At 34.7% G+C, this 20,840-nt stretch carries 17 protein-coding genes; 7 read left to right on the top strand and 10 right to left on the bottom strand.

Translation table 11 applies throughout. The annotated features are described in order from the left end of the window. Positions 1-20: 20 nt before the first annotated feature. The 4 genes from E9099_RS07425 to pdxA form a co-directional block, all read right to left on the bottom strand. Entirely contained in the window at positions 21-1,016 is a 996-nt protein-coding gene (locus tag E9099_RS07425) for a beta-ketoacyl-ACP synthase III (RefSeq protein WP_136583035.1), read from the bottom strand. Between the two features lie 174 nt (positions 1,017-1,190). Continuing rightward, a complete protein-coding gene (gene rpmF, locus E9099_RS07420; RefSeq protein WP_027879374.1) occupies positions 1,191-1,391 on the bottom strand; it encodes a 50S ribosomal protein L32 in 201 nt (66 codons plus the stop codon). 9 nt (positions 1,392-1,400) lie between these two features. Beyond that, positions 1,401-1,940 (bottom strand): YceD family protein, encoded by a 540-nt coding sequence (locus E9099_RS07415; protein WP_136583034.1) that lies wholly within the window; start codon positions 1,938-1,940, stop codon positions 1,401-1,403. Between the two features lie 72 nt (positions 1,941-2,012). Beyond that, positions 2,013-3,059 carry a 4-hydroxythreonine-4-phosphate dehydrogenase PdxA gene (gene pdxA, locus E9099_RS07410; RefSeq protein ID WP_136583033.1) on the bottom strand — a complete coding sequence of 349 codons (1,047 nt, stop codon included), beginning with the start codon at positions 3,057-3,059 and terminating at the stop codon, positions 2,013-2,015. Between the two features lie 66 nt (positions 3,060-3,125). Between pdxA and E9099_RS07405 the strand changes: the two genes are divergently transcribed. Beyond that, the gene (locus E9099_RS07405; protein WP_136583032.1) at positions 3,126-3,716 is read left to right on the top strand and encodes a riboflavin synthase; all 591 of its coding nucleotides are present in this window, start codon (positions 3,126-3,128) and stop codon (positions 3,714-3,716) included. Here E9099_RS07405 and E9099_RS07400 read toward each other — a convergent pair. After that, positions 3,705-3,932, bottom strand: a complete 228-nt coding sequence (locus E9099_RS07400) for a PID-CTERM protein-sorting domain-containing protein (protein ID WP_136583031.1) — start codon at positions 3,930-3,932, stop codon at positions 3,705-3,707. The genes E9099_RS07405 and E9099_RS07400 overlap by 12 nt on opposite strands. A 213-nt stretch (positions 3,933-4,145) precedes the next feature. Continuing rightward, the gene (locus E9099_RS07395; protein WP_136583030.1) at positions 4,146-5,690 is read right to left on the bottom strand and encodes a hypothetical protein; all 1,545 of its coding nucleotides are present in this window, start codon (positions 5,688-5,690) and stop codon (positions 4,146-4,148) included. 149 nt (positions 5,691-5,839) lie between these two features. Between E9099_RS07395 and E9099_RS07390 the strand changes: the two genes are divergently transcribed. Genes E9099_RS07390 through leuB form a run of 4 tightly spaced genes read left to right on the top strand, consistent with a single transcriptional unit; the run spans position 5,840 to position 10,121 of the window. Beyond that, the gene (locus E9099_RS07390; RefSeq protein ID WP_136583029.1) at positions 5,840-7,015 is read left to right on the top strand and encodes a 2-isopropylmalate synthase; all 1,176 of its coding nucleotides are present in this window, start codon (positions 5,840-5,842) and stop codon (positions 7,013-7,015) included. Position 7,016: 1 nt separating this feature from the next. After that, positions 7,017-8,399: a 3-isopropylmalate dehydratase large subunit gene (gene leuC / locus E9099_RS07385; RefSeq protein ID WP_136583028.1), complete on the top strand. Its 1,383-nt coding sequence runs from the start codon at positions 7,017-7,019 to the stop codon at positions 8,397-8,399. 1 nt (position 8,400) lies between these two features. Further along, entirely contained in the window at positions 8,401-8,991 is a 591-nt protein-coding gene (leuD, locus tag E9099_RS07380; protein ID WP_136583027.1) for a 3-isopropylmalate dehydratase small subunit, read from the top strand. Between the two features lie 11 nt (positions 8,992-9,002). Continuing rightward, positions 9,003-10,121, top strand: coding sequence for a 3-isopropylmalate dehydrogenase (gene leuB / locus E9099_RS07375; protein WP_136583026.1), 1,119 nt, complete (start codon positions 9,003-9,005; stop codon positions 10,119-10,121). Between the two features lie 118 nt (positions 10,122-10,239). Here the strand turns inward: leuB and E9099_RS07370 are convergent, their stop codons facing one another. Genes E9099_RS07370 through E9099_RS07360 form a run of 3 tightly spaced genes read right to left on the bottom strand, consistent with a single transcriptional unit; the run spans position 10,240 to position 12,867 of the window. After that, positions 10,240-11,523, bottom strand: a complete 1,284-nt coding sequence (locus E9099_RS07370) for an ammonium transporter (RefSeq protein WP_136583025.1) — start codon at positions 11,521-11,523, stop codon at positions 10,240-10,242. A gap of 6 nt (positions 11,524-11,529) precedes the next feature. Continuing rightward, positions 11,530-11,868: a P-II family nitrogen regulator gene (locus E9099_RS07365; RefSeq protein ID WP_101015721.1), complete on the bottom strand. Its 339-nt coding sequence runs from the start codon at positions 11,866-11,868 to the stop codon at positions 11,530-11,532. A 12-nt stretch (positions 11,869-11,880) separates the two neighbouring features. Continuing rightward, positions 11,881-12,867, bottom strand: a complete 987-nt coding sequence (locus E9099_RS07360; protein ID WP_136583024.1) for an outer membrane beta-barrel protein — start codon at positions 12,865-12,867, stop codon at positions 11,881-11,883. Positions 12,868-13,308: 441 nt separating this feature from the next. On the opposite strand from E9099_RS07360, the gene gltB reads away from it, so the two are divergent. Next, positions 13,309-17,805 (top strand): glutamate synthase large subunit, encoded by a 4,497-nt coding sequence (gene gltB / locus E9099_RS07355; RefSeq protein WP_136583023.1) that lies wholly within the window; start codon positions 13,309-13,311, stop codon positions 17,803-17,805. 3 nt (positions 17,806-17,808) lie between these two features. Further along, positions 17,809-19,275, top strand: a complete 1,467-nt coding sequence (locus tag E9099_RS07350) for a glutamate synthase subunit beta (RefSeq protein WP_136583022.1) — start codon at positions 17,809-17,811, stop codon at positions 19,273-19,275. A gap of 200 nt (positions 19,276-19,475) precedes the next feature. Here E9099_RS07350 and argH read toward each other — a convergent pair whose 3' ends face one another. Next, entirely contained in the window at positions 19,476-20,750 is a 1,275-nt protein-coding gene (gene argH / locus E9099_RS07345; RefSeq protein WP_136583021.1) for an argininosuccinate lyase, read from the bottom strand. Positions 20,751-20,840: the final 90 nt, after the last annotated feature.

The following is a 20,840-nucleotide window of genomic DNA, read 5'->3' as shown; positions in this document are numbered from 1 at the left end:
TTAATTTAGTTTTAGTTAGTTTAAGAGTTGTAGGCCCATTTTAAATAAATAGATCCCCACGTAAATCCACCTCCAAAAGCAGCAAATATCAAATTGTCGCCTTTTTTAAGTTTAGATTCAAAATCATAAAGTAGCAATGGTAATGTTGCAGAAGTTGTATTACCATATCTATGAATATTTTTTAAGACTTTATCGTCTTCTAAATTCATTCGTTTAGCTGTAGCGTCTATAATACGCATATTAGCTTGGTGTGGCACTAACCATGATACATCATCATTAGTTAAGTTATTACGTTGCATTATTTTTTCGCAAACGTCCGCCATATTGGAAACCGCAAATTTAAACACCGTACGTCCATCTTGATGTACAAAGTGTTGTTTGTTGTCTATGGTTTCTTGCGAAGGCGGTGTAATTGATCCACCAGCTTCAATTTTTAAAAATTCTCTTCCAGAACCATCACTTCTTAGATACTCATCTTGCAGACCTAATCCCTCCGTATTAGGTTCCAACAATACTGCACCAGCCCCATCACCAAAAATGATACATGTAGAACGGTCCGTATAATCAATAATAGAGGACATTTTATCCGCTCCTATTAATAACACTTTTTTGTAACGACCTGATTCTATATAGCTTGTTGCCGTAGAGAGTCCATAAAGAAAACTTGAACATGCTGCCTGCAGATCGTATGCAAACGCATTTGTTGCACCTATCTCTGTTGCTGTATACACAGCTGTCGAAGCAACAAGCATGTCAGGTGTTGCTGTTGCAACAATGACTAAGTCAATTTCTTTAGGATCTAGATTTTGTTTTTTAAGCAGATCTTTAGCTGCATTAATGGCAAGGTATGATGTTCCTTCACCTTCTAATTTAAGAATCCTACGCTCTTTAATTCCTGTTCTTGATGTAATCCATTCATCGTTTGTATCTACAAGAGTTTCTAGAACCTTATTAGACAAAACATAGTCTGGTACGTAACCACCAACAGCAGTTATTGCAGCAGAGATTTTGCTCATATTTTAGTTATTTTCGTCAAAAAAAGGTCAAAAACGACCTTAAATGACTTAATTATAATAAAATTAGTCTTTTCAGACCATTTTTATGCAAAGTAAATGCTTTTTAACGTAAAGAAAAACAAATCATAAAAAAAACGCCCACAAGTGAGCGTTTTTCTATATGCATGCATAGTATTATGCTACGTTTTCTTCTACTGAATTGTCAATTAAAACCTGACCTCTGTAGTAAAGTTTTCCTTCACTCCAATGCGCTCTATGGTATAAATGAGCTTCACCAGTTGTTGGGCAAGTTGCAATTTGTGGCGCAGTTGCTTTGTAATGTGTTCTTCTTTTATCTCTTCTTGTTTTCGAGATTTTTCTTTTAGGATGTGCCATTTTATATTATTATTTATCCGTTAATAGTTTTTTTAATGTATTCCAACGAGGATCGGTTTCCTCTTTGTCTTCTTTTTTATCTTTTAGCCTTGGGCTAAGTTCATCTAATTTATCAAGTATATCAGAATCTAATGTTCCGTCTTCAACTCCTGGATGTATGCGCTTACTTGGCAATGCTAATACAACTGACTCATAAATATACTGCTGAATATTAATCTCATACTCGCCGTGAGTAATGATCAATATATCAATATAATCGTCATTATATTCATCTCCAAATTTAACTACCAAATCAAAACTAGTTTCTATTGGCAAGTCAAAAGGCTCATTTGTAACATCACAATTGACGTTTACAGTTCCTGAAATTTCAAAATTTAACTCTAGTAAAGTTGATTTTTTTACAAAAGTTAAATTTACTTTAATATCACATGAGTTAAAATCCTCATACTCAAAGTGATTAAAGAACGTTTGATCTATACTATAATCAAAAAGATGTTTTCCTTCTTTTAAACCTACAAATGGTATTGTAAATTCTTTTAATTGCTTCATTACCACATCTATTTTGAGCCTGCAAATATATAAAAATTTCTTTATTATAAAGACTTATAAACATTTTTTTGTTTATATCTTTCTTTTTGAATATCCCAACGGGTTTTTTGTTAACTCTTGATACTCTTTTCTATTTTTAAAAATCTGTATTCCTGTAAAGATAGCTTCTTTAAAAGATCCTGTATCTGCTATACCTTTTCCAGCAATCTCATAAGCTGTCCCATGATCCGGAGAAGTCCTTACTCTGTTTAATCCCGCTGTATAATTTACACCTTGTCCAAAAGATAATGTTTTAAAAGGTATTAATCCTTGGTCATGATATGAAGCAATTATTGCGTCAAAATTTTTATAATTGTTTGATCCAAAAAAACTGTCTGCTGCATATGGACCAAAAACCAGCTTACCAGAGTCTTTAATTTTTTGAAGTGTTGGTCTTAAAACAGTATCATCTTCCGTTCCAATAACACCATTATCTCCTGTATGCGGATTAATACCCAAAACTGCAATTTTAGGTTTATCAATTTGAAAATCTTGCTTAAGCGAATTATATACTGTATTAATTTTTTCCTCTATCAGTTTAGGAGTGATATGCATTGCAATATCTTTAACAGGCACATGATCTGTCAATAACCCAACCCTAAGACCATCTGCTACCATAAACATAAGACTATTCCCCTCCAACTCTTGGTTAAGATAATCTGTGTGACCAGGAAACTTGAAACTCTCGGACTGTATATTATGTTTATTTATAGGCGCTGTAACCAAAAGATCGATTTCCTGATCTTTTAAAGCTTTTGTCGCTTGTTCTAAAGACTTAATTGCATATTCTCCAATTTTTGGATCTTCTTCCCCAAAATTAATAGCAACGTTTTCTTTCCAACAATTTAAAACATTAACGCGACCAGATAGCGCTTGACTAACGTTTTGTATCCCGTTTAAGTTAATATCTAATTTAAAATGGGTTTTAACAAAACTCATTGTTTTAATAGAAGCAAAAATAATAGGCGTGCAAAAATCAAGCATTCTATTGTCTTCAAAAATCCTTAAAACAATCTCTGCTCCTATACCATTTAAATCTCCTATAGAAATTCCTAGTTTAATATTTTCTTCTTTCTTCATTAATTCTACTAACTATTGTTTGTAAATTTACCAAAGCAAATTTAACTAAATAATACCATTAAGTTTATGTTTACAGGAATAATTGAAACACTGGGTACGGTCAAACAATTATCAACTATAAAAGATAATTTAGATATTACTATAGAAAGCACAATTACTAATCAACTAAAAATAGATCAAAGCGTTTCACATAACGGCGTTTGCTTGACTGTTGTCGAAATAAATGATAACCAATATAAAGTGACAGCCATTAAAGAAACTTTAGACAAAACCAATATTGGAGATTTACAAATAGATGACTTTGTAAACATAGAACGTGCTATGAAACTTGGAGACCGACTAGATGGCCATATCGTACAGGGTCACGTTGATCAAACCGCGACTTGTATTGAAGCTAAAGACACTAATGGAAGTTGGTTATATACTTTTGAATATGACCCAAAACTAAACAACATCACTATAGAGAAAGGCTCTATAACTGTAAACGGAGTCAGCCTTACGGTTGTAAATTCTCAAAAAAACAGCTTTAGTGTTGCTATTATACCCTACACATATGAGCATACTAACTTTAAGCAATTTAAAATTGGGACAAAAATAAATTTAGAATTTGATGTAATTGGAAAATACGTGAAGCGTCTAAACGATTTAAACGTTTGATGCTTTTCTTGAAGACAACAGCTTATAAACACCATATATAATACCAATTATTACCAAAACAATCAACCCACTATCTATTGGAAGACCAGGTGGAGGTATACTACGTGGCCCGCCTGGCGCTGCCGGCATTGGCGGTGTGGTCGATACTTGCGACACACAAACTGTACTTATTAATAAAAATAAGACTAGTACTGATATTATTTTTTTTGTCTTCATTGCTGATTTGAGAGTGTAAATGTATGAAAAAAACTATGCTATCAAAACATTTAAAATCATTTTTTACTAAAAAACTACTATAAACCGCTGTTTTTCACCGTTGAAATACTGCTTTTATTCATTTCAATCATCAACAAAACGCATAAAAACATTATTAATTGTATAGAAAAAACAATTTCAAAAATCTACATCAATTTCTGATAGACTAAAAACCTAAGCATAGAGCGCTAAATACTTATCTCTAACTATTTGTCCCACAGGCTTATTATCAATCTTACTTTCCAACCACGAAATAACATCCAAATATAAAAAAGCACGACGCTCAAAAGGATGATCTTCATACTGTTTCAATACTTCTAACAATTTCTTAAATTCCTTTTTGATATCCTGAGGATAGATATCCTGTAATCCTCTAATAAACTTTATCATCTCTTTTTGAACCTCGTGCAAATCATTCATTTTAATCAAAAACTTATACGTGCTTCGCAACAAAGTTTCTAAATGATAATCTAAACCAGCTTCATAGTGCGCTACTAAATTCAAAACCCTAGAAAAACACAACAAGTCTTCTCGCATAGATAAGTCTTTATTAGAAATTATCTTATCCAAATATCGGATACACTCCTTATTATTACCCGCACCAAAATGCAAACTAGCAAACTTGTAGTAAAAAACCATTTTATGATGCGCATCAATCTTATTACTATACACCGCTAAATCTTTTTCAACTTCTGGAATCAATACCAATCCATCCTCAAAACTTCCGTCTATAAAAAATTGATTTATTTTATGAAAATTCCCATATAAGAACACGAGTGATGCGACATTTTCATCCTTCGGGAAATCAGATCTTTCAACAATCTCATAAAAACCAGAAAGCTTACTAATAAATTTCGGCTTATTCTTTATAAAATATAAGGCTTCCAACAAATAATTATTTCCTTTTAAAAAGAAAACAGGGTTTAAGCTTATCATATTAGGATTTTCATAAAACAAGTCCACCCATTTTAAAGCATATTTATAACAGTTTAAAAAGTCTTGCATCAAAAAGCTATACCACAAATGCGCCTTATAATACCAAAGCTTCTCTCTAAACCCTAAATTAGACAACTCAACTTTTGGAAATCTATCATTAAAATACTTAGTAACAGCAATACTCTCTTCTTCATTTTTTACATAGCCGGTCTTTAAAATAATGCTATATAATTGCAAAGACAAATTTGACAGCTTACTCGCCACCACATTTAACTCGCTTAATTCCTTAGCCTGAATCGTTAATTGATCAGCACGTGTACTAATACTCCTAGTTATATACTGTGATTCGATTATTTTTTCTAGCTCTACAATTTCAAATGCTAGATTTTTCTCTTCATTTAAAACAGCTAACTCTTTAGCTTTATCTAAAATCTTTAAGCTTTGCTTATACAAACCCTTATGGTATAAAATAGAAGCAAAATCCAATTGCTCTCTAATTTGAGAACGAATATTTTGATGAGAAGGGTTTAATTTTAAGCTTATTAAAATCTGTTTATACAAATGCGCTTTTACATTAGCTAACTGTTGTTTTTTAACCACACCCGCTTTAAGAATAGACACCTCATCATACACGCGTGCTTTATCCAGGAGATTAAATAAATTTAAGAATTTAGAATCAGAGTTCACCCCAAGCCGACCTACGTACAATTTAAATTGTCGCTTTTCAGACTTAGTTAAAGACTTAACTAGTAAAAATAAATTATCTTTTTGCCCTTTAGTCATAAACCTAATATTTAATCAAAACACTGATAATCAATGGTTTAGATTTGTTTTTCTTAATTGAACATCGTAACACCTCCAATAACGGTCATCTATAATAGATAACCAAAGTATACATTAGTAATTCAAAAGAAAAATAATTCTCTCTTAAAATGTCAAAAAACACAATTCAAATATTTGATACTACTCTACGTGATGGCGAACAAGTGCCAGGATGTAAGCTAAACACCGAGCAAAAAGTAGTCATAGCTAAGCAATTAGACCTATTAGGTGTCAATGTTATAGAAGCAGGTTTTCCCGTCTCAAGTCCTGGTGACTTTAAATCGGTAGAAGAAATATCTAAAATGGTGAAAAATGCTACTGTTTGCGGTTTAACACGAGCTGTAGAGAATGATATAAAAGTCGCTGCAGAAGCTTTAAAATTTGCGAAACACCCAAGAATCCACACAGGCATAGGAACCTCAGACTCACACATACTCCATAAATTTAAATCCAACAAAGATGATATCATTCAGCGTGCTTATGACGCTGTAAAATACGCTAAATCTTTTGTTGAAGATATAGAATTTTATGCTGAAGATGCTGGACGTACAGATAACGAATATCTAGCAAGAGTTTGCGAAGCTGCAATTAAAGCAGGCGCAACCGTTTTAAACATCCCAGACACAACAGGCTATTGTCTTCCTAGTGAATATGGCGCAAAAATCAAATATTTAAAAGAGAATGTTAAAGGTATTGAAAAAGCCATTTTATCTTGTCATTGTCATAACGATTTAGGACTAGCTACAGCAAACTCTATAGAAGGTGTTATTAATGGTGCAAGACAAATAGAATGTACCATTAACGGAATAGGAGAACGCGCTGGAAACACCGCTTTAGAAGAAGTGGTAATGGTTTTAAAACAACACCCTTACTTAAACTTAGATACTACTATTAAAACAGAAATGCTATATAGCCTTAGTCAATTAGTATCTGATAGCATGGGCATCTACACACAACCAAACAAAGCTATTGTTGGCGCCAACGCCTTTGCACACAGCTCTGGAATACATCAAGATGGTGTCATTAAAAATCGTGAAACATACGAAATCATCAACCCAAAAGATGTAGGAGTAACAGAGTCAGCTATAGTTTTAACCGCAAGAAGTGGTCGTGCCGCCTTAGCTTATAGAGCTAAAAATGTAGGATACGATTTAACAAAACTACAACTAGACGATGTTTATGCTAACTTTTTAAGTTTTGCTGATCAGAAAAAAGAAATTAATGATGGTGACATCCATCAAATAATTGAAACCAGTAACGTTTATCAACAAATAATTTCAGCTTAGAATGGGAAAAACATTATTTGACAAAGTTTGGGATGCACATGTCGTTGATACTATTAAAGACGGACCACAAGTACTTTATATTGACAAACACCTAATACACGAAGTTACGAGTCCACAAGCTTTTAATGAATTAGAACGACGACAGATTCCTGTCTTTCGCCCAGATCAAATTGTAGCCACTGCCGACCATAACACTCCGACTTTAGAGCAACATTTACCAATAAAAGACGAATTATCAAGAAAGCAACTTAAACAACTTTCTGAAAACTGTATAAAAAACAACATAACACTATACGAACTAGGTCATAAATACAATGGAATAGTCCATGTAATGGCTCCCGAATTAGGGATAACCCAACCAGGAATGACCATTGTATGTGGCGATAGTCACACCTCAACGCATGGCGCCTTCGGAACCATTGCTTTTGGTATTGGAACCAGTCAAGTCGCACAGGTTTTTGCCAGCCAATGCCTACTATTAACAAAACCAAAAAGTCTAAGAGTAACCGTTAATGGCACACTAAAAAATGGGGTTTTACCTAAAGACGTCATTTTATACATCATTGCAAAATTAGGGACAAACTCGGGCACAGGCTACTTCTGTGAATACGCCGGAAATGTCTTTGAAGAGATGTCTATGGAAGGCCGAATGACTGTTTGCAATATGAGTATTGAAATGGGCGCTCGAGGCGGAATGATTGCCCCAGACCAAACCACTTTTGACTATGTAAAGGACAAAGAATTCGCACCCAAAGGAGAGGCATTTAACAAAAAAGTAGCCTATTGGAAAACACTACCAACAGATACTGATGCCAGTTTTGACAAAGAATACACCTTTGACGCTGAAGATATTGAACCAATGGTAACTTATGGAACAAACCCAGGAATGGGAATAAAAGTAACCGAAAACATACCAACAACAAATGATGCTTCTTTCGAAAAATCTTTAAAGTACATGAACTTTAAAAAAGGAGAATCTCTAATCAACAAGCCTATTAATTATGTCTTTATTGGTAGCTGTACAAATTCTAGAATTGAAGATTTTAGAGTTGCAGCAAACTATATAAAAGGAAAACAAAAAGCAGACAATGTTACCGCTTGGCTAGTACCAGGAAGTAAACAGGTTGAAGCTCAAATAATAAAAGAAGGGCTTAAAGATGTATTTGACGCAGCTGGTTTTGAATTAAGACAACCAGGCTGCTCCGCTTGCTTAGCTATGAATGATGACAAAATTCCGCAAGGCGAATATTGTGTCTCTACTTCAAATAGAAATTTTGAAGGCAGACAAGGACAGGGTTCCAGAACTATTTTAGCCAGCCCTTTAGTCGCAGCTGCAACAGCTATTGAAGGCAAGATTGTAGACATAACAAAACAATTAAATTAAGATGGAAAAGTTTACAACATTACAATCTCGAGCTATTCCGTTAGCCATAGAAAACATAGATACCGATCAAATTATTCCTGCCCGTTTCTTAAAAGCAACAGACCGGAAAGGGTTTGGTGACAATCTTTTTAAAGATTGGCGCTTTAACAAAGACGACTCTAAAAATGAATCTTTCTCTTTAAACAACACCAACTATTCTGGAAGTATATTAGTTGCTGGGGATAATTTTGGCTGTGGCTCTAGTCGCGAACATGCCGCTTGGGCTTTAAGCGATTACGGATTTAAAGTCATTGTTTCCAGTTTTTTTGCCGACATTTTTAAAGGAAACGCATTAAACAATGGACTATTACCTGTTCAAGTTTCTGCAGAATTTCTAAAAGTACTACTAGACGTCACAACACAAAAACCTGAAACAATACTAGAAGTCAATCTTGAAAATCAAACCATATCAGTCAAAGACACCTCTTTTAAAGAAGCTTTTGATATTGACGCCTACAAAAAAACATGTATGATTAATGGCTATGATGATATTGACTATTTATTAAGTAAAAAAGAAACAATTGCAGCTTTTGAAGCTAAAAAAATATACTAATCAATTATACTATGAAATTAAACATAGCAGTTTTACCTGGTGATGGTATCGGCCCAGAAGTGACCGACCAATCAATAAAAATATTAAAAGCAATTGCTTTAGAATTTGACCATACTTTTTTATTTAAAGAAGCTCCCGTTGGCGCAATCGCAATTGATAAAAAAAACGACCCACTACCAGACAGCACCCTAGACCTATGTAAGTCTAGCGATGCTATCTTATTCGGAGCAATTGGACACCCAAAATACGACAACGACCCTACAGCAAAGGTACGCCCTGAACAAGGCTTACTTAAACTTAGAAAAGAACTTGGCTTATACGCAAACATAAGACCCGTTAAAGCTTATGACATACTATTAGACAAGTCTCCCCTTAAAAAAGAGATTATAGAAGGTACAGACATTAGCATCTATCGCGAATTAACTGGCGGTATTTATTTTGGAAAAAAATACTTAAGTGAAGACGGTGATACAGCTTCAGATTTATGCGAATACTCTAAATATGAAATAGAGCGTATTGCACATTTAGCTTTTAAAAATGCACAAAGCAGAAAGAAAAAAGTAACCCTAGTTGACAAAGCTAATGTTTTAGAGACATCCCGTCTATGGCGAAAAGTTGTTACAGAGTTAGCCAAAGCGTATCCTGATGTAGTATTAGACTTTTTATTTGTAGATAATGCAGCGATGCAAATGATCTTAAACCCAAAGCAATTTGATGTTATTTTAACTGAAAATCTATTTGGAGACGTCATAAGCGATGAAGCTAGCGTTATTGGTGGGTCTATTGGACTATTAGCCTCCGCCTCTATTGGAGACAAATACGCCATGTTCGAACCTATTCACGGCTCTTATCCACAAGCAACAGGTAAAGGCATAGCAAATCCTATAGCCTCTATATTAAGCGCCGCTATGTTACTTGAGCATTTTGAATTATACGATGAAGCCAACCTAATTAAAGAAGGTGTTGAAAAATCTTTAAAACTAGAAATAACAACACCAGACTTAAACACCTCTTATGATAATATCTCTACTTCCAAAGTTGGAGATTTTATTGCCGATTTTATTAGCAACCCAAATGATACGAATATTAATTTTAATAATATTCACTTAGGACAATCTACTATTATTTAACAATTTATTTGTTAGTCTTTAAAGCGCTTGATAACTCAACTTATCAAGCCTTTTTTTTGTTACAAAAAAAACCTCGAAATATAATATCCCGAGGTTTCTTCAACAAAATAACTAAAGTCTAATGTTCGTTTAACCTAAAGTCTGGATAAGCATCCATTCCATGCTCATGTGCATCAAGACCTTCCAACTCTTCTTTTTCAGAAACTCTTATTCCTACTGTTTTCTTCATTATAAAAATAATTAAGAATGAAGAAACAATACATATACCAGCATAAGAAGCAACACCAATAAGTTGACTTACAAATTGCGCTCCGCTAGCTAATTTTCCAAATATTCCAACTGCTAATGTCCCCCAAATACCACACACTAAATGCACAGCAATAGCACCAACAGGATCATCTAATTTTAATTTATCAATTAATGATACTGCAAAAACAATAATAGTTCCAGCAATTGCACCAATTAGTATCGCATCTGTTGGACTCATTTGATCAGCACCTGCTGTTATACCAACAAGACCACCCAAAATACCATTTAAAAACATCGTTAAATCTAAATTCTTATACATAAGAGTAGACGTCAAAGCCGCAACCACACCACCAGCTGCTGCTGCTAAACAGGTTGTAACTAATGTTATTGATGTTAACGATGGGTCTGCAGACAATACCGATCCTCCATTAAACCCAAACCAACCTAACCAAAGGATCAAAACCCCTGCAGTTGCTAAAGGAATATTATGTCCTGGAATAGCCTGTATTTTTCCGTTTTTAAATTTACCTATTCTAGAACCCAGCAAGCAAACAGCAACTAAAGCTGCCCATCCACCAACAGAATGCACTAATGTCGACCCTGCAAAGTCATAAAAAGGCGTTTCTAACGTATCCAAAAATCCACCTCCCCATTTCCAAGATCCAGCTATTGGATACACTAATCCAACATATATAATTACAAATACCATAAATGGTCCAATTTTCATTCGTTCTGCAACTGCCCCAGAAACAATAGTCGCTGCTGTCGCTGCAAACATCCCTTGAAACAAGAAGTCAGTCCAATAAGTATACCCTTCATTATATGACAAATCCAATATTTTTTTTCCTGTTTCAGGATCTATAACCATTGGAGAGTCTAACCCAAAACCTGCAAAACCAAGAATACCATTCCAATCACCTTGAACAACTCCATTGAGCTCCGTAAACACATCTCCTGGATACATTAAATTAAAACCAACAAGACAATACAGTAGTAAGCCCATGGTAATAATAAATATATTTTTAAATAAAATATTTATTGTGTTTTTTTGACGTGTTAAACCAATTTCTAAAAATGCAAATCCTAAATGCATAAAGAAAACTAGTGCCGTACAGATCATCATCCATACATTGTTAATTGTAAATAATTCCATGTCTTATTATTTTAATGTGTTTCCGCCTTTATTTCCTGTGCGTATTCTATAAACTTCATCGATTTGTGAAACAAATATTTTCCCGTCTCCAACCTCTCCTGTAGAACCCGATTCTAAAATGGCTTTTATCGTTACTTCTTCAAAATCATCATTAACAACTATAGATAAATAGCGTCTTTGTATATCACTTGTACTATAAGAAACACCTCTATAAACATGCCCTTCTTTTTCATTACCCAGCCCTGTAACATCCCAATACGAGAAGAAATTTACACCAACCTCATGCAACGCATTTTTAACTGCAGAAAATTTTGATTTTCTGATTATTGCTTCAACTTTTTTCATAATTAATTATCGTTAAAATTTATATATCGCTGCAACCACAAAAGACCCTAGGCTTTTTGTTGCCATCAAGTCTGTATCAATAAACTCATCTTCAGAACTATTGTCTAATCTAAATTCCGGCTTAATAATTAAGTCTTCATCAATAACTAAACTCCCCGTAAGCGTTAACCCAATAACACTAGGGTCATCATCTACAGACTCACTCTGTGTCTGATAATACTCCCCTCTTAATCCTATTGTAAACGTATCACTAAGATCATATTGAGGATACAAATCAACCCCATAAAACCCTTCTCCATCATTATCTGCATACGCTGCATTAACTCCTAAAAAAAACTCATCTGATGCATCAAAACCTCCTGTATAATCGACTTCAAACCCCAATCCAGCAGCATCATATAAAAGATTTAAAAATTGACCATCATATCCTAATTGTGTTCCAACCGCATAACTACCGTCAGGATTAAACTCGGTAACATCTGTTTGATTAAACACACCAACCATCAAGCTAAAATCTTCAGACAATGTAAAATCTGCTTTTATCCCTGTATGAGAAAAAGGCCCATTAGAAAATAAATAAGACGTACTATAGTTAAAGTTTCCTGCTGGCGCAATTACCTCGTAACCTAAAAAAGTATTAAACTTACCTAATGTTAATTTTGTGTTTTCGCTAATATTATAAAAAGCAAACAATTGATTCAATACGGTTGCACTTGCCTCTTCTCCTCTTGGTCCAAAAACCAAATCAGCAACTGCACCGACCCTACCTTTTTCGTAAGACGCAATTATATTCCCCATTCCTAATGAAAATCCCGCAGTATTTGCAAAAGACGTTGTCGGAGCAATTTGATTATCATCATTTGGAGCTGTAAAATTAGTACGATAGTAGGCATCGACACTCCCCTCAAAAGAGAACTTTTTTTCAAGACCATCTGACTCGTCTTGAGCAGATAAACTCATAGAAGCCAAAATAATAGCTAGATTAAATAATTGTTTCATAATACTGCGTTTTTTAGTTATTTTATATCTCAAATCTATATTAAAAACTATTACACCCCTAAAAAAATAGGGTTATCTGATTCATTTTTATTATTATTTTAATCTAAACCCTGTTTTTTATAGGGTATGATAATTTATAAGTGGTTTTATTAACAATCTCATATTACTGAAATTGAATTATTATTAATGAAAATTGATTTTTAATACGTTATGTGTAATATTTTAAACTTTTCGCAAACGTTTTCGTAATAATTTACTGTTTTTAATAGCGTTATTTCATTACACAATCCTCACTATATGCGCTATCTTATTATTTAAAGTACATTTATAAAAGACTATAATCCGAATTCCTAAAAAGTGTTTCGTTCTTTTTACTAATTAAATAATAGCCTGTATCTTACAGATATAATGAAGCTTAAAAAGCTTTAAATTTTACTGATTATGCTAAAAAAACAAGGACTTTATTTGCCAGAATTTGAACACGATAATTGTGGCGCAGGATTTATATGTAGTTTAACCGGAAAACGATCTAACGACATCATACATAAAGCGCTTGAAATACTAGTAAAATTAGAGCATCGTGGCGCCGTTAGTTCTGATGGAGTAACTGGAGATGGCGCAGGTATATTAATTGATATTCCACATAAATTCTTCAAGATTTTCTGTGAGTTTGACTTACCTGAAGCTGGAGAATATGCAGTGAGTAATGTATTTCTTCCTAGAAAAGAAAACCAACGTCAATATTGTATTGATGTTTTTGAAAAAGAAATCCAAAATCAAGGCCTTAAATTAATTGGCTGGAGAGACGTACCAGTTAATAGTAAAGTTTTAGGTGAAATTGCAAAAGTAACAGAACCTTTTGTAAAACAAATTTTTATAGGAAAGGCTAGCGACAAGCAAACAGAAAGAGAATTCAACATAAAATTATACGCTGCACGAAAAATCGCAGAACACACTATATATGATTCTAAATTATCCGAATCAAAATTCTTCTACCTACCAAGTCTATCTACTAAAATCATAATATTTAAAGGCTTATTAATGCCAGAACATATTAATGAATACTATTTAGACTTATTCAACTCGGCTTTAGATACAAGACTAGCATTAGTACACCAACGTTTTTCTACCAACACATTTCCAACTTGGGATTTAGCACAACCGTTTAGATACATCTGTCATAATGGAGAAATAAACACAGTCAGAGGTAATGTCTCACGTATGTTTTCTCGTGAAGAGATCATGGAAAGCCCATTATTTGGAGATGATATCAAAAAGATAATCCCTACTATTTTAAGAGGGAAATCAGATTCTGCAACCCTAGACATGGTTGTTGAATTATTACTAATGACGGGACGCTCGCTTCCAGAAGCGATGATGATGCTAGTCCCTGAAGCTTGGGAAAAAAACCCACACATGTCGGATTCTAAAAAGGCGTTTTACGAATACAACTCCTGCCTAATGGAACCTTGGGACGGACCAGCTTCAATCCCATTTACAGACGGTAATTTTATAGGTGCTGTTTTAGATAGAAATGGATTACGCCCTTCAAGATATACCGTAACAAAACAAGGAAACGTTATTATGTCTTCCGAAACTGGCGTTGTAGACATTGCTCCAGAAAACATAGAATTCCATGGTCGTTTAGAACCAGGAAAAATGTTTTTAGTCAACATGAGTGAAGGTCGCATTGTTAATGATGAAGAAATCAAAGAAGAAATAGCCGCCAAACACCCATACAGACAATGGTTAAATGAAAATTTAATACACCTTAGAGATATTGAAGCTAAAGAAGGACATATTAAATACGATGAAATTGATCTTAAAAAACGAGAAGTCGTTTTTGGTTACACAGAAGAAGATTTAAATACTATTATTCGTCCGATGGCACAATTAGGAAAAGAGCCTATTGGATCCATGGGAAGCGATACACCAATTGCCATTTTATCAGAAAGACCACAGTTAATTTATAACTACTTCAAACAGTTATTTGCTCAAGTTACCAATCCGCCTTTAGATGGTATTAGAGAAGAGTTAATTACAGATATTAGCTTAACACTTGGTAGCGATGTTAATATATTTGACATCAATGCAGAACACTGTAAAAAATTAAAAATTCAGAATCCAGTTATCTCTAAGCACGATTTAGATAAGATTAGAGATTATGACACTAATCCTGATTTTAAAGTCGAATCTATTTCGATGTTATATGAAGTAAATCGTGGATTAAATGAGCTTGAAGTCGCGCTAGAAAACTTAGTCACTAAAGCTTCTAAAGCTATTGATAACGGTGCAAACATCATTATTTTATCAGATAGATTTGTAGACAAAAACCACGCACCAATTCCGGCACTTTTAGCCTGCTCTTACGTCAATCATGCCTTACATAAATTAAAAAAGCGTTCTAGAATTAGTTTAATTATTGAGTCTGCAGAACCTCGTGAGGTACACCATTTTGCTTTATTATTTGGTTATGGTGCAAGTGCTGTAAATCCATACATTGTAAATGAAATTGTTCAACAACAAATCAACAATGCAGATCTTACAGATTTAGAATATTTAGCAGCCATTAAAAACTACAATAAAGCAGTTGGAAAAGGAATTTTAAAGGTGATGAACAAGATTGGGATTTCAACTTTAAATTCTTACCGTGGGTCTCAATTATTTGAATGTATCGGAATTAAAACCTCAACAGTCGAAAAATATTTCCCAAACACACCAACGCGTATTCAAGGTATTGGCTTAAGAGAAATAGAACAAGAAATTGTTAAACGTCACAAAAGGGCTTTTCATAAAAATACAGAACCACAAATTGAAGTTGGTGGAGATTACAGATGGAGACGTGGACAAGAAAAGCACATGTTTAATCCATTAACAGTAGCCAAACTTCAGGAATCAGTAAGAACCAATAAAGCCTCTACATTTAAAGAGTTTTCTGACTTAGTAAACGACCAATCTAAAAGCCTAATGACTATTAGAGGCTTGTTTGAGTTTGATCAATTTGACCCCATTCCACTGGAAGAAGTAGAACCTTGGACAGAAATTGTAAAACGCTTTAAAACAGGAGCCATGTCTTATGGTTCGATTAGTAAAGAAGCACACGAAAACTTAGCGGTTGCCATGAACAGAATTGGAGGAAAATCCAACTCTGGTGAAGGTGGAGAAGACCAAGAACGTTTCTATAAAAGCTCACAAGGCGACTGGAGAAACTCAGCAATCAAGCAGGTAGCCTCAGGGCGTTTTGGAGTGACTTCAAATTACTTAACAAGCGCAAGCGAAATTCAGATAAAAATAGCACAAGGTGCAAAACCAGGTGAAGGCGGACAATTACCTGGACCAAAAGTGAATCCGGAAATTGCAAAAACGAGAAATTCAACGCCTTATGTTGGTTTAATCTCACCACCACCGCATCACGATATTTATTCTATTGAAGATTTATCGCAATTAATTTATGATGTAAAATCAGCAAATAGAGAAGCCAGAATTAATGTAAAACTAGTATCAGAAATTGGTGTTGGTACAGTCGCAGCAGGAGTCGCCAAAGCAAAAGCAGACGTTATATTAATTGCTGGTTTTGATGGAGGGACAGGAGCAACACCTTTAACCTCACAAAAACACACCGGCCTACCTTGGGAACTTGGTGTTGCAGAAGCACAGCAAACCTTAGTGATGAATGACCTTAGAAATCGTGTGGTTTTAGAATGTGACGGACAATTAAAAACAGGTCGCGATGTCGCAATTGCTTGCCTACTTGGCGCAGAAGAATTCGGTTTTGCAACAGCACCTTTAGTAGCTTCAGGATGTATTATGATGCGTGTATGTCATTTAAATACATGCCCAGTCGGTATTGCTACTCAAAACCCTGACTTACGTAAAAAATTTAAAGGAAAACCAGAACACGTCGTTAACTACATGTATTTTGTAGCGCAAGAATTACGTGAGATTATGGCAAAATTAGGATTTAGAACTATTAATGAAATGGTTGGACAATCTCAAAAACTAAACAGAAACAAAGCCATAGACCATTATAAATCTTCAGGAATTGACTTAACACCAATCTTACACAAAGTAGAAGTTGCGGAAGGTGTACAATTATACAACACGTATTGTCAAGACCACAACTTAAATGTGCACTTAGATTTTAAAATCATAAAACAAGCACATCAAGCTTTATTTAGACGACAAAAAACAAATTTAGCCATGCCTATCACAAATATAGATAGAGCAGTTGGCGCTATAATAAGTAACGAAATTTCAAAAATTTATGGTGCAGATGGCTTACCAGAAGACACTATAGACATTGATTTTACAGGTTCTGCAGGACAAAGTTTTGGAGCTTTTGCAACCAAAGGTTTAAAATTCACCGTGCACGGAAATACAAATGATTACTTAGGAAAAGGCTTATCCGGAGCTAAATTAATTATTAAAGTGCCAGAAAAATGCACCATTGTTCCGGAAGACAATATTATTACAGGAAACGTAACGCTGTATGGCGCAACCTCTGGAGAAGTTTATATAAACGGTAAAGCTGGAGAACGTTTTTGTGTTAGAAATTCTGGAGCACAAGCAGTAGTTGAAGGTATTGGGGATCACGGTTGCGAGTATATGACTGGTGGAGTTGCTGTTATTCTTGGGACTGTAGGTCGAAACTTTGGAGCAGGAATGAGCGGAGGAGTTGCTTATGTTTTAGACGAAAAAGGAACCTTTAAACAGAATTGTAATTCCGAAGATTTAAATATCGATCCAATTGAAAACGAAGCTGACACGAATCAGTTAAAACAATTAATCAAAAATCATTTTGAAGCAACAGGAAGCCCGTTAGCGGAACGCATTTTAAAAGACTGGAACAACTACCTTCCTAAGTTTAAAAAAGTATTGCCAGAAGAGTACAGACAAGCCTTAGTGAGATTAGAAAAAGAACAACTAGAATTAGCGTAAATTATGGGAAAGATAACAGGATTTTTAGAGTTTAAGCGTGAAAACGAAAGTTATATAGCGCCAGAAAAACGCATAGAAAATTACAAAGAATTTACGGTTCCGTTACCAGAAGATCATTTGAAAGATCAAGGCGCACGTTGTATGGATTGCGGAATTCCGTTTTGCCATAGTGGTTGTCCGCTTGGGAATTTAATTCCAGATTTTAACGATAAAGTTTACAAAGGAAAATGGAAAGAAGCTGCTGAAATTTTACACAAAACCAACAACTTCCCAGAGTTTACAGGACGTTTATGCCCAGCACCTTGTGAAGAAGCTTGCGTACTTGGTATTAATGAAGACCCAGTAACTATAGAAAATATTGAAAAAAACATAGTAGAAACCGCCTTTCAAGAAGGTTGGATTACCGCACAGCCACCAAAAGTAAGAACCGAAAAAACAGTTGCTGTTATTGGCTCTGGACCAGCGGGATTAGCTGCTGCGCAACAATTAAATCGCGCAGGACACACTGTTACTGTTTTTGAACGTGACGAAAAAGTAGGAGGCTTATTACGTTACGGCATTCCAGATTTTAAAATGGAAAAAACCGTGATTGACAGACGTGTTGCTGTTTTAGAAGAAGAAGGAATTATTTTTAAAACCAATGCACATGTTGGTAAAAACATAGATGCCAACCAACTTAAAGACGACTTTGACGCTGTTGTGTTATGTGGAGGTGCAACCGTAAGACGAAGTATTCCTATACCTGGATCAGACTTAAAAGGCGTAACTCAAGCGATGGATTTCTTAAAACTAAATAATCAATACGTGGATGGTTTAGTAGATTTTAAAGACGTGATTTCTGCTAAAGGAAAAGACATTATCGTAATTGGTGGTGGAGATACAGGAAGTGATTGTATAGGAACGTCTAATCGTCATGGCGCAACCTCTGTGACTAATTTTGAGATTTTAAGCAAACCTTCCGAAGGTCGTCCAGCAAATCAACCTTGGCCTTACTGGCCTATGAAGTTAAAAACAACCTCATCGCACCAAGAAGGAGTCGAGCGTTTTTTTAGCATTTCTACTAAAGCATTTATTGGCGATAAAAAAGGAAACTTAACAGGCTTAAAAACGGTTGAAGTCGAATGGCTTTTTACTCCAGGAGAACGACCACAACTTAAAGAAGTCCCAAATACTGAAAAAGAATGGAAATGCGACATCGCATTATTAGCACTTGGATTTACAGGCGCTGAAAAAACTTTAGCTGATCAGTTTGGTTTAAAAATGGATTTTAGAACCAATATTGAAGCCACAACAAAAGATTACAAAACAAATATCCCTGGCGTTTTTGCAGCTGGAGATATGCGTCGTGGACAATCGCTGATTGTTTGGGCTATTTCTGAAGGAAGACAAGCTGCACATCATATTGACACCTATTTAATGGGAGAATCGTGTTTACCCTTAAAGGATGATAGCGATTTGCCTCGTGTTTAATATATTGAAAGTCGCTTAAGCTAAAAAAGCAAACTACTAAACTCAATTAAGAAGATTGCTTCGCTCCTCGCAATGACACACAACACGTCATTGCGAGGAGGTACGACGAAGTAATCAATTTAACTGAAACAAAACAATAGAAAACAATACTTAAATACAATCAAAAGATTGCTTCGTTCCTCGCAATGACGCAATTAACACTACTCAGGATACTTCCCACGAATCCCATCCAAACACAAATTACCAATACTACCAACATGCGTGTGTTGCTTTGACGTATCTGGTACATAAGTTCCGCTTTCAACTTCGCCTCCAATTTTTTGATACGCTTCTCTAAAAGGCATACCTCCTACAACCAAAGTATTGATATTATCTACCGTAAATAGATATTGATACTTAGCATCATTCAAGTCAATATCTTTTACAATAACTTGCTGAATGGCGTAATTAAAAATATCTAACAAGTCTTTCACATCTTCAATTGCTGCAATAATATTTTCCTTTAATAACTGAAAATCTCTATGATAACCACTCGGTAAATTATTAGTAATCAACACCATTTCGGTATGCAATGCTTGAATCTTATTGGCTTTCCCTCTAATTAATTCAAACACATCAGGATTCTTTTTATGTGGCATAATACTGCTTCCAGTCGTTAACTCATCAGGAAAAGCAATAAAGCCAAAATTCTGACTATTATACACGCAAATATCCATTGCAAAACGCGCCAAAGTATTACACACACTACCTAAAGCTAAAGCGATTGTTCGTTCGCTTTTTCCCCTACTCATTTGTGCTGCAACCACATTGTATTTTAAAGTTGAAAAGTTTAATTCTTTTGTGGTTAATTCTCTATCAATAGGAAACGAACTTCCGTAACCAGCAGCAGAACCTAACGGATTTTGATCTACGGTCTTCAAGGCTGCATTTAACAAGTATACATCATCAATTAAAACCTCAGCATATGCAGAAAACCACAACCCAAATGAAGATGGCATTGCCACTTGTAAATGCGTATAACCAGGAAGCAAAGATTCTTTATGCGTTTCAGCCAAACCTAAAAGGGTATCAAAAAACGTTTTTGTTTTCTGATTGATTTCCTTTAAATTGTCTTTATAATATAACTGAAGCGCCACCAAAACCTGATCGTTTCTAGAACGTGCTGTATGGATTTTCTTCCCGACATCCCCTAAGGTTTTTGTCAGCTCATATTCAATTTTAGAATGTACATCTTCAAAGGACGCTTCAATAACGAAGATTCCGTTTTCTATAGTTTCCGCAATAGCGTGTAAACCATTTTTAAGCTGTTGCAATTCTTCCGAAGAAATAATGCCAATAGACTCCAACATTATTGCATGCGCTAAAGATGCTTGCACATCGTACTTTGCAATATGTAAGTCAATTTCTCTATCGTTTCCAACAGTAAATTGCTCTATTTTTTTATCGATACTTATTCCTTTGTCCCAGAGTTTCATAATTTGATTTTTTATTGTCATTGCGAGGAAGAATGACGAAGCAATCTGTTCCTTAACCATGAGATTGCTTCACTATGTTCGCAATGACGT

This window comes from Psychroserpens sp. NJDZ02, assembly GCF_004843725.1.
Lineage (GTDB): Bacteria > Bacteroidota > Bacteroidia > Flavobacteriales > Flavobacteriaceae > Olleya.
This window is presented reverse-complemented; position numbering and strand designations above follow the sequence as displayed.

Bases quoted from the DNA above. Each gene is read 5' to 3' on its own strand.
- E9099_RS07425 (WP_136583035.1), bottom strand. From the start codon at position 1,016: ATGAGCAAAATCTCTGCTGCAATAACTGCTGTTGGTGGTTACGTACCA.
- rpmF (WP_027879374.1), bottom strand. From the start codon at position 1,391: ATGGCACATCCTAAAAGAAAAATCTCGAAAACAAGAAGAGATAAAAGA.
- E9099_RS07415 (WP_136583034.1), bottom strand. From the start codon at position 1,940: ATGAAGCAATTAAAAGAATTTACAATACCATTTGTAGGTTTAAAAGAA.
- pdxA (WP_136583033.1), bottom strand. From the start codon at position 3,059: ATGAAGAAAGAAGAAAATATTAAACTAGGAATTTCTATAGGAGATTTA.
- E9099_RS07405 (WP_136583032.1), top strand. From the start codon at position 3,126: ATGTTTACAGGAATAATTGAAACACTGGGTACGGTCAAACAATTATCA.
- E9099_RS07400 (WP_136583031.1), bottom strand. From the start codon at position 3,932: ATGAAGACAAAAAAAATAATATCAGTACTAGTCTTATTTTTATTAATA.
- E9099_RS07395 (WP_136583030.1), bottom strand. From the start codon at position 5,690: ATGACTAAAGGGCAAAAAGATAATTTATTTTTACTAGTTAAGTCTTTA.
- E9099_RS07390 (WP_136583029.1), top strand. From the start codon at position 5,840: ATGTCAAAAAACACAATTCAAATATTTGATACTACTCTACGTGATGGC.
- leuC (WP_136583028.1), top strand. From the start codon at position 7,017: ATGGGAAAAACATTATTTGACAAAGTTTGGGATGCACATGTCGTTGAT.
- leuD (WP_136583027.1), top strand. From the start codon at position 8,401: ATGGAAAAGTTTACAACATTACAATCTCGAGCTATTCCGTTAGCCATA.
- leuB (WP_136583026.1), top strand. From the start codon at position 9,003: ATGAAATTAAACATAGCAGTTTTACCTGGTGATGGTATCGGCCCAGAA.
- E9099_RS07370 (WP_136583025.1), bottom strand. From the start codon at position 11,523: ATGGAATTATTTACAATTAACAATGTATGGATGATGATCTGTACGGCA.
- E9099_RS07365 (WP_101015721.1), bottom strand. From the start codon at position 11,868: ATGAAAAAAGTTGAAGCAATAATCAGAAAATCAAAATTTTCTGCAGTT.
- E9099_RS07360 (WP_136583024.1), bottom strand. From the start codon at position 12,867: ATGAAACAATTATTTAATCTAGCTATTATTTTGGCTTCTATGAGTTTA.
- gltB (WP_136583023.1), top strand. From the start codon at position 13,309: ATGCTAAAAAAACAAGGACTTTATTTGCCAGAATTTGAACACGATAAT.
- E9099_RS07350 (WP_136583022.1), top strand. From the start codon at position 17,809: ATGGGAAAGATAACAGGATTTTTAGAGTTTAAGCGTGAAAACGAAAGT.
- argH (WP_136583021.1), bottom strand. From the start codon at position 20,750: ATGAAACTCTGGGACAAAGGAATAAGTATCGATAAAAAAATAGAGCAA.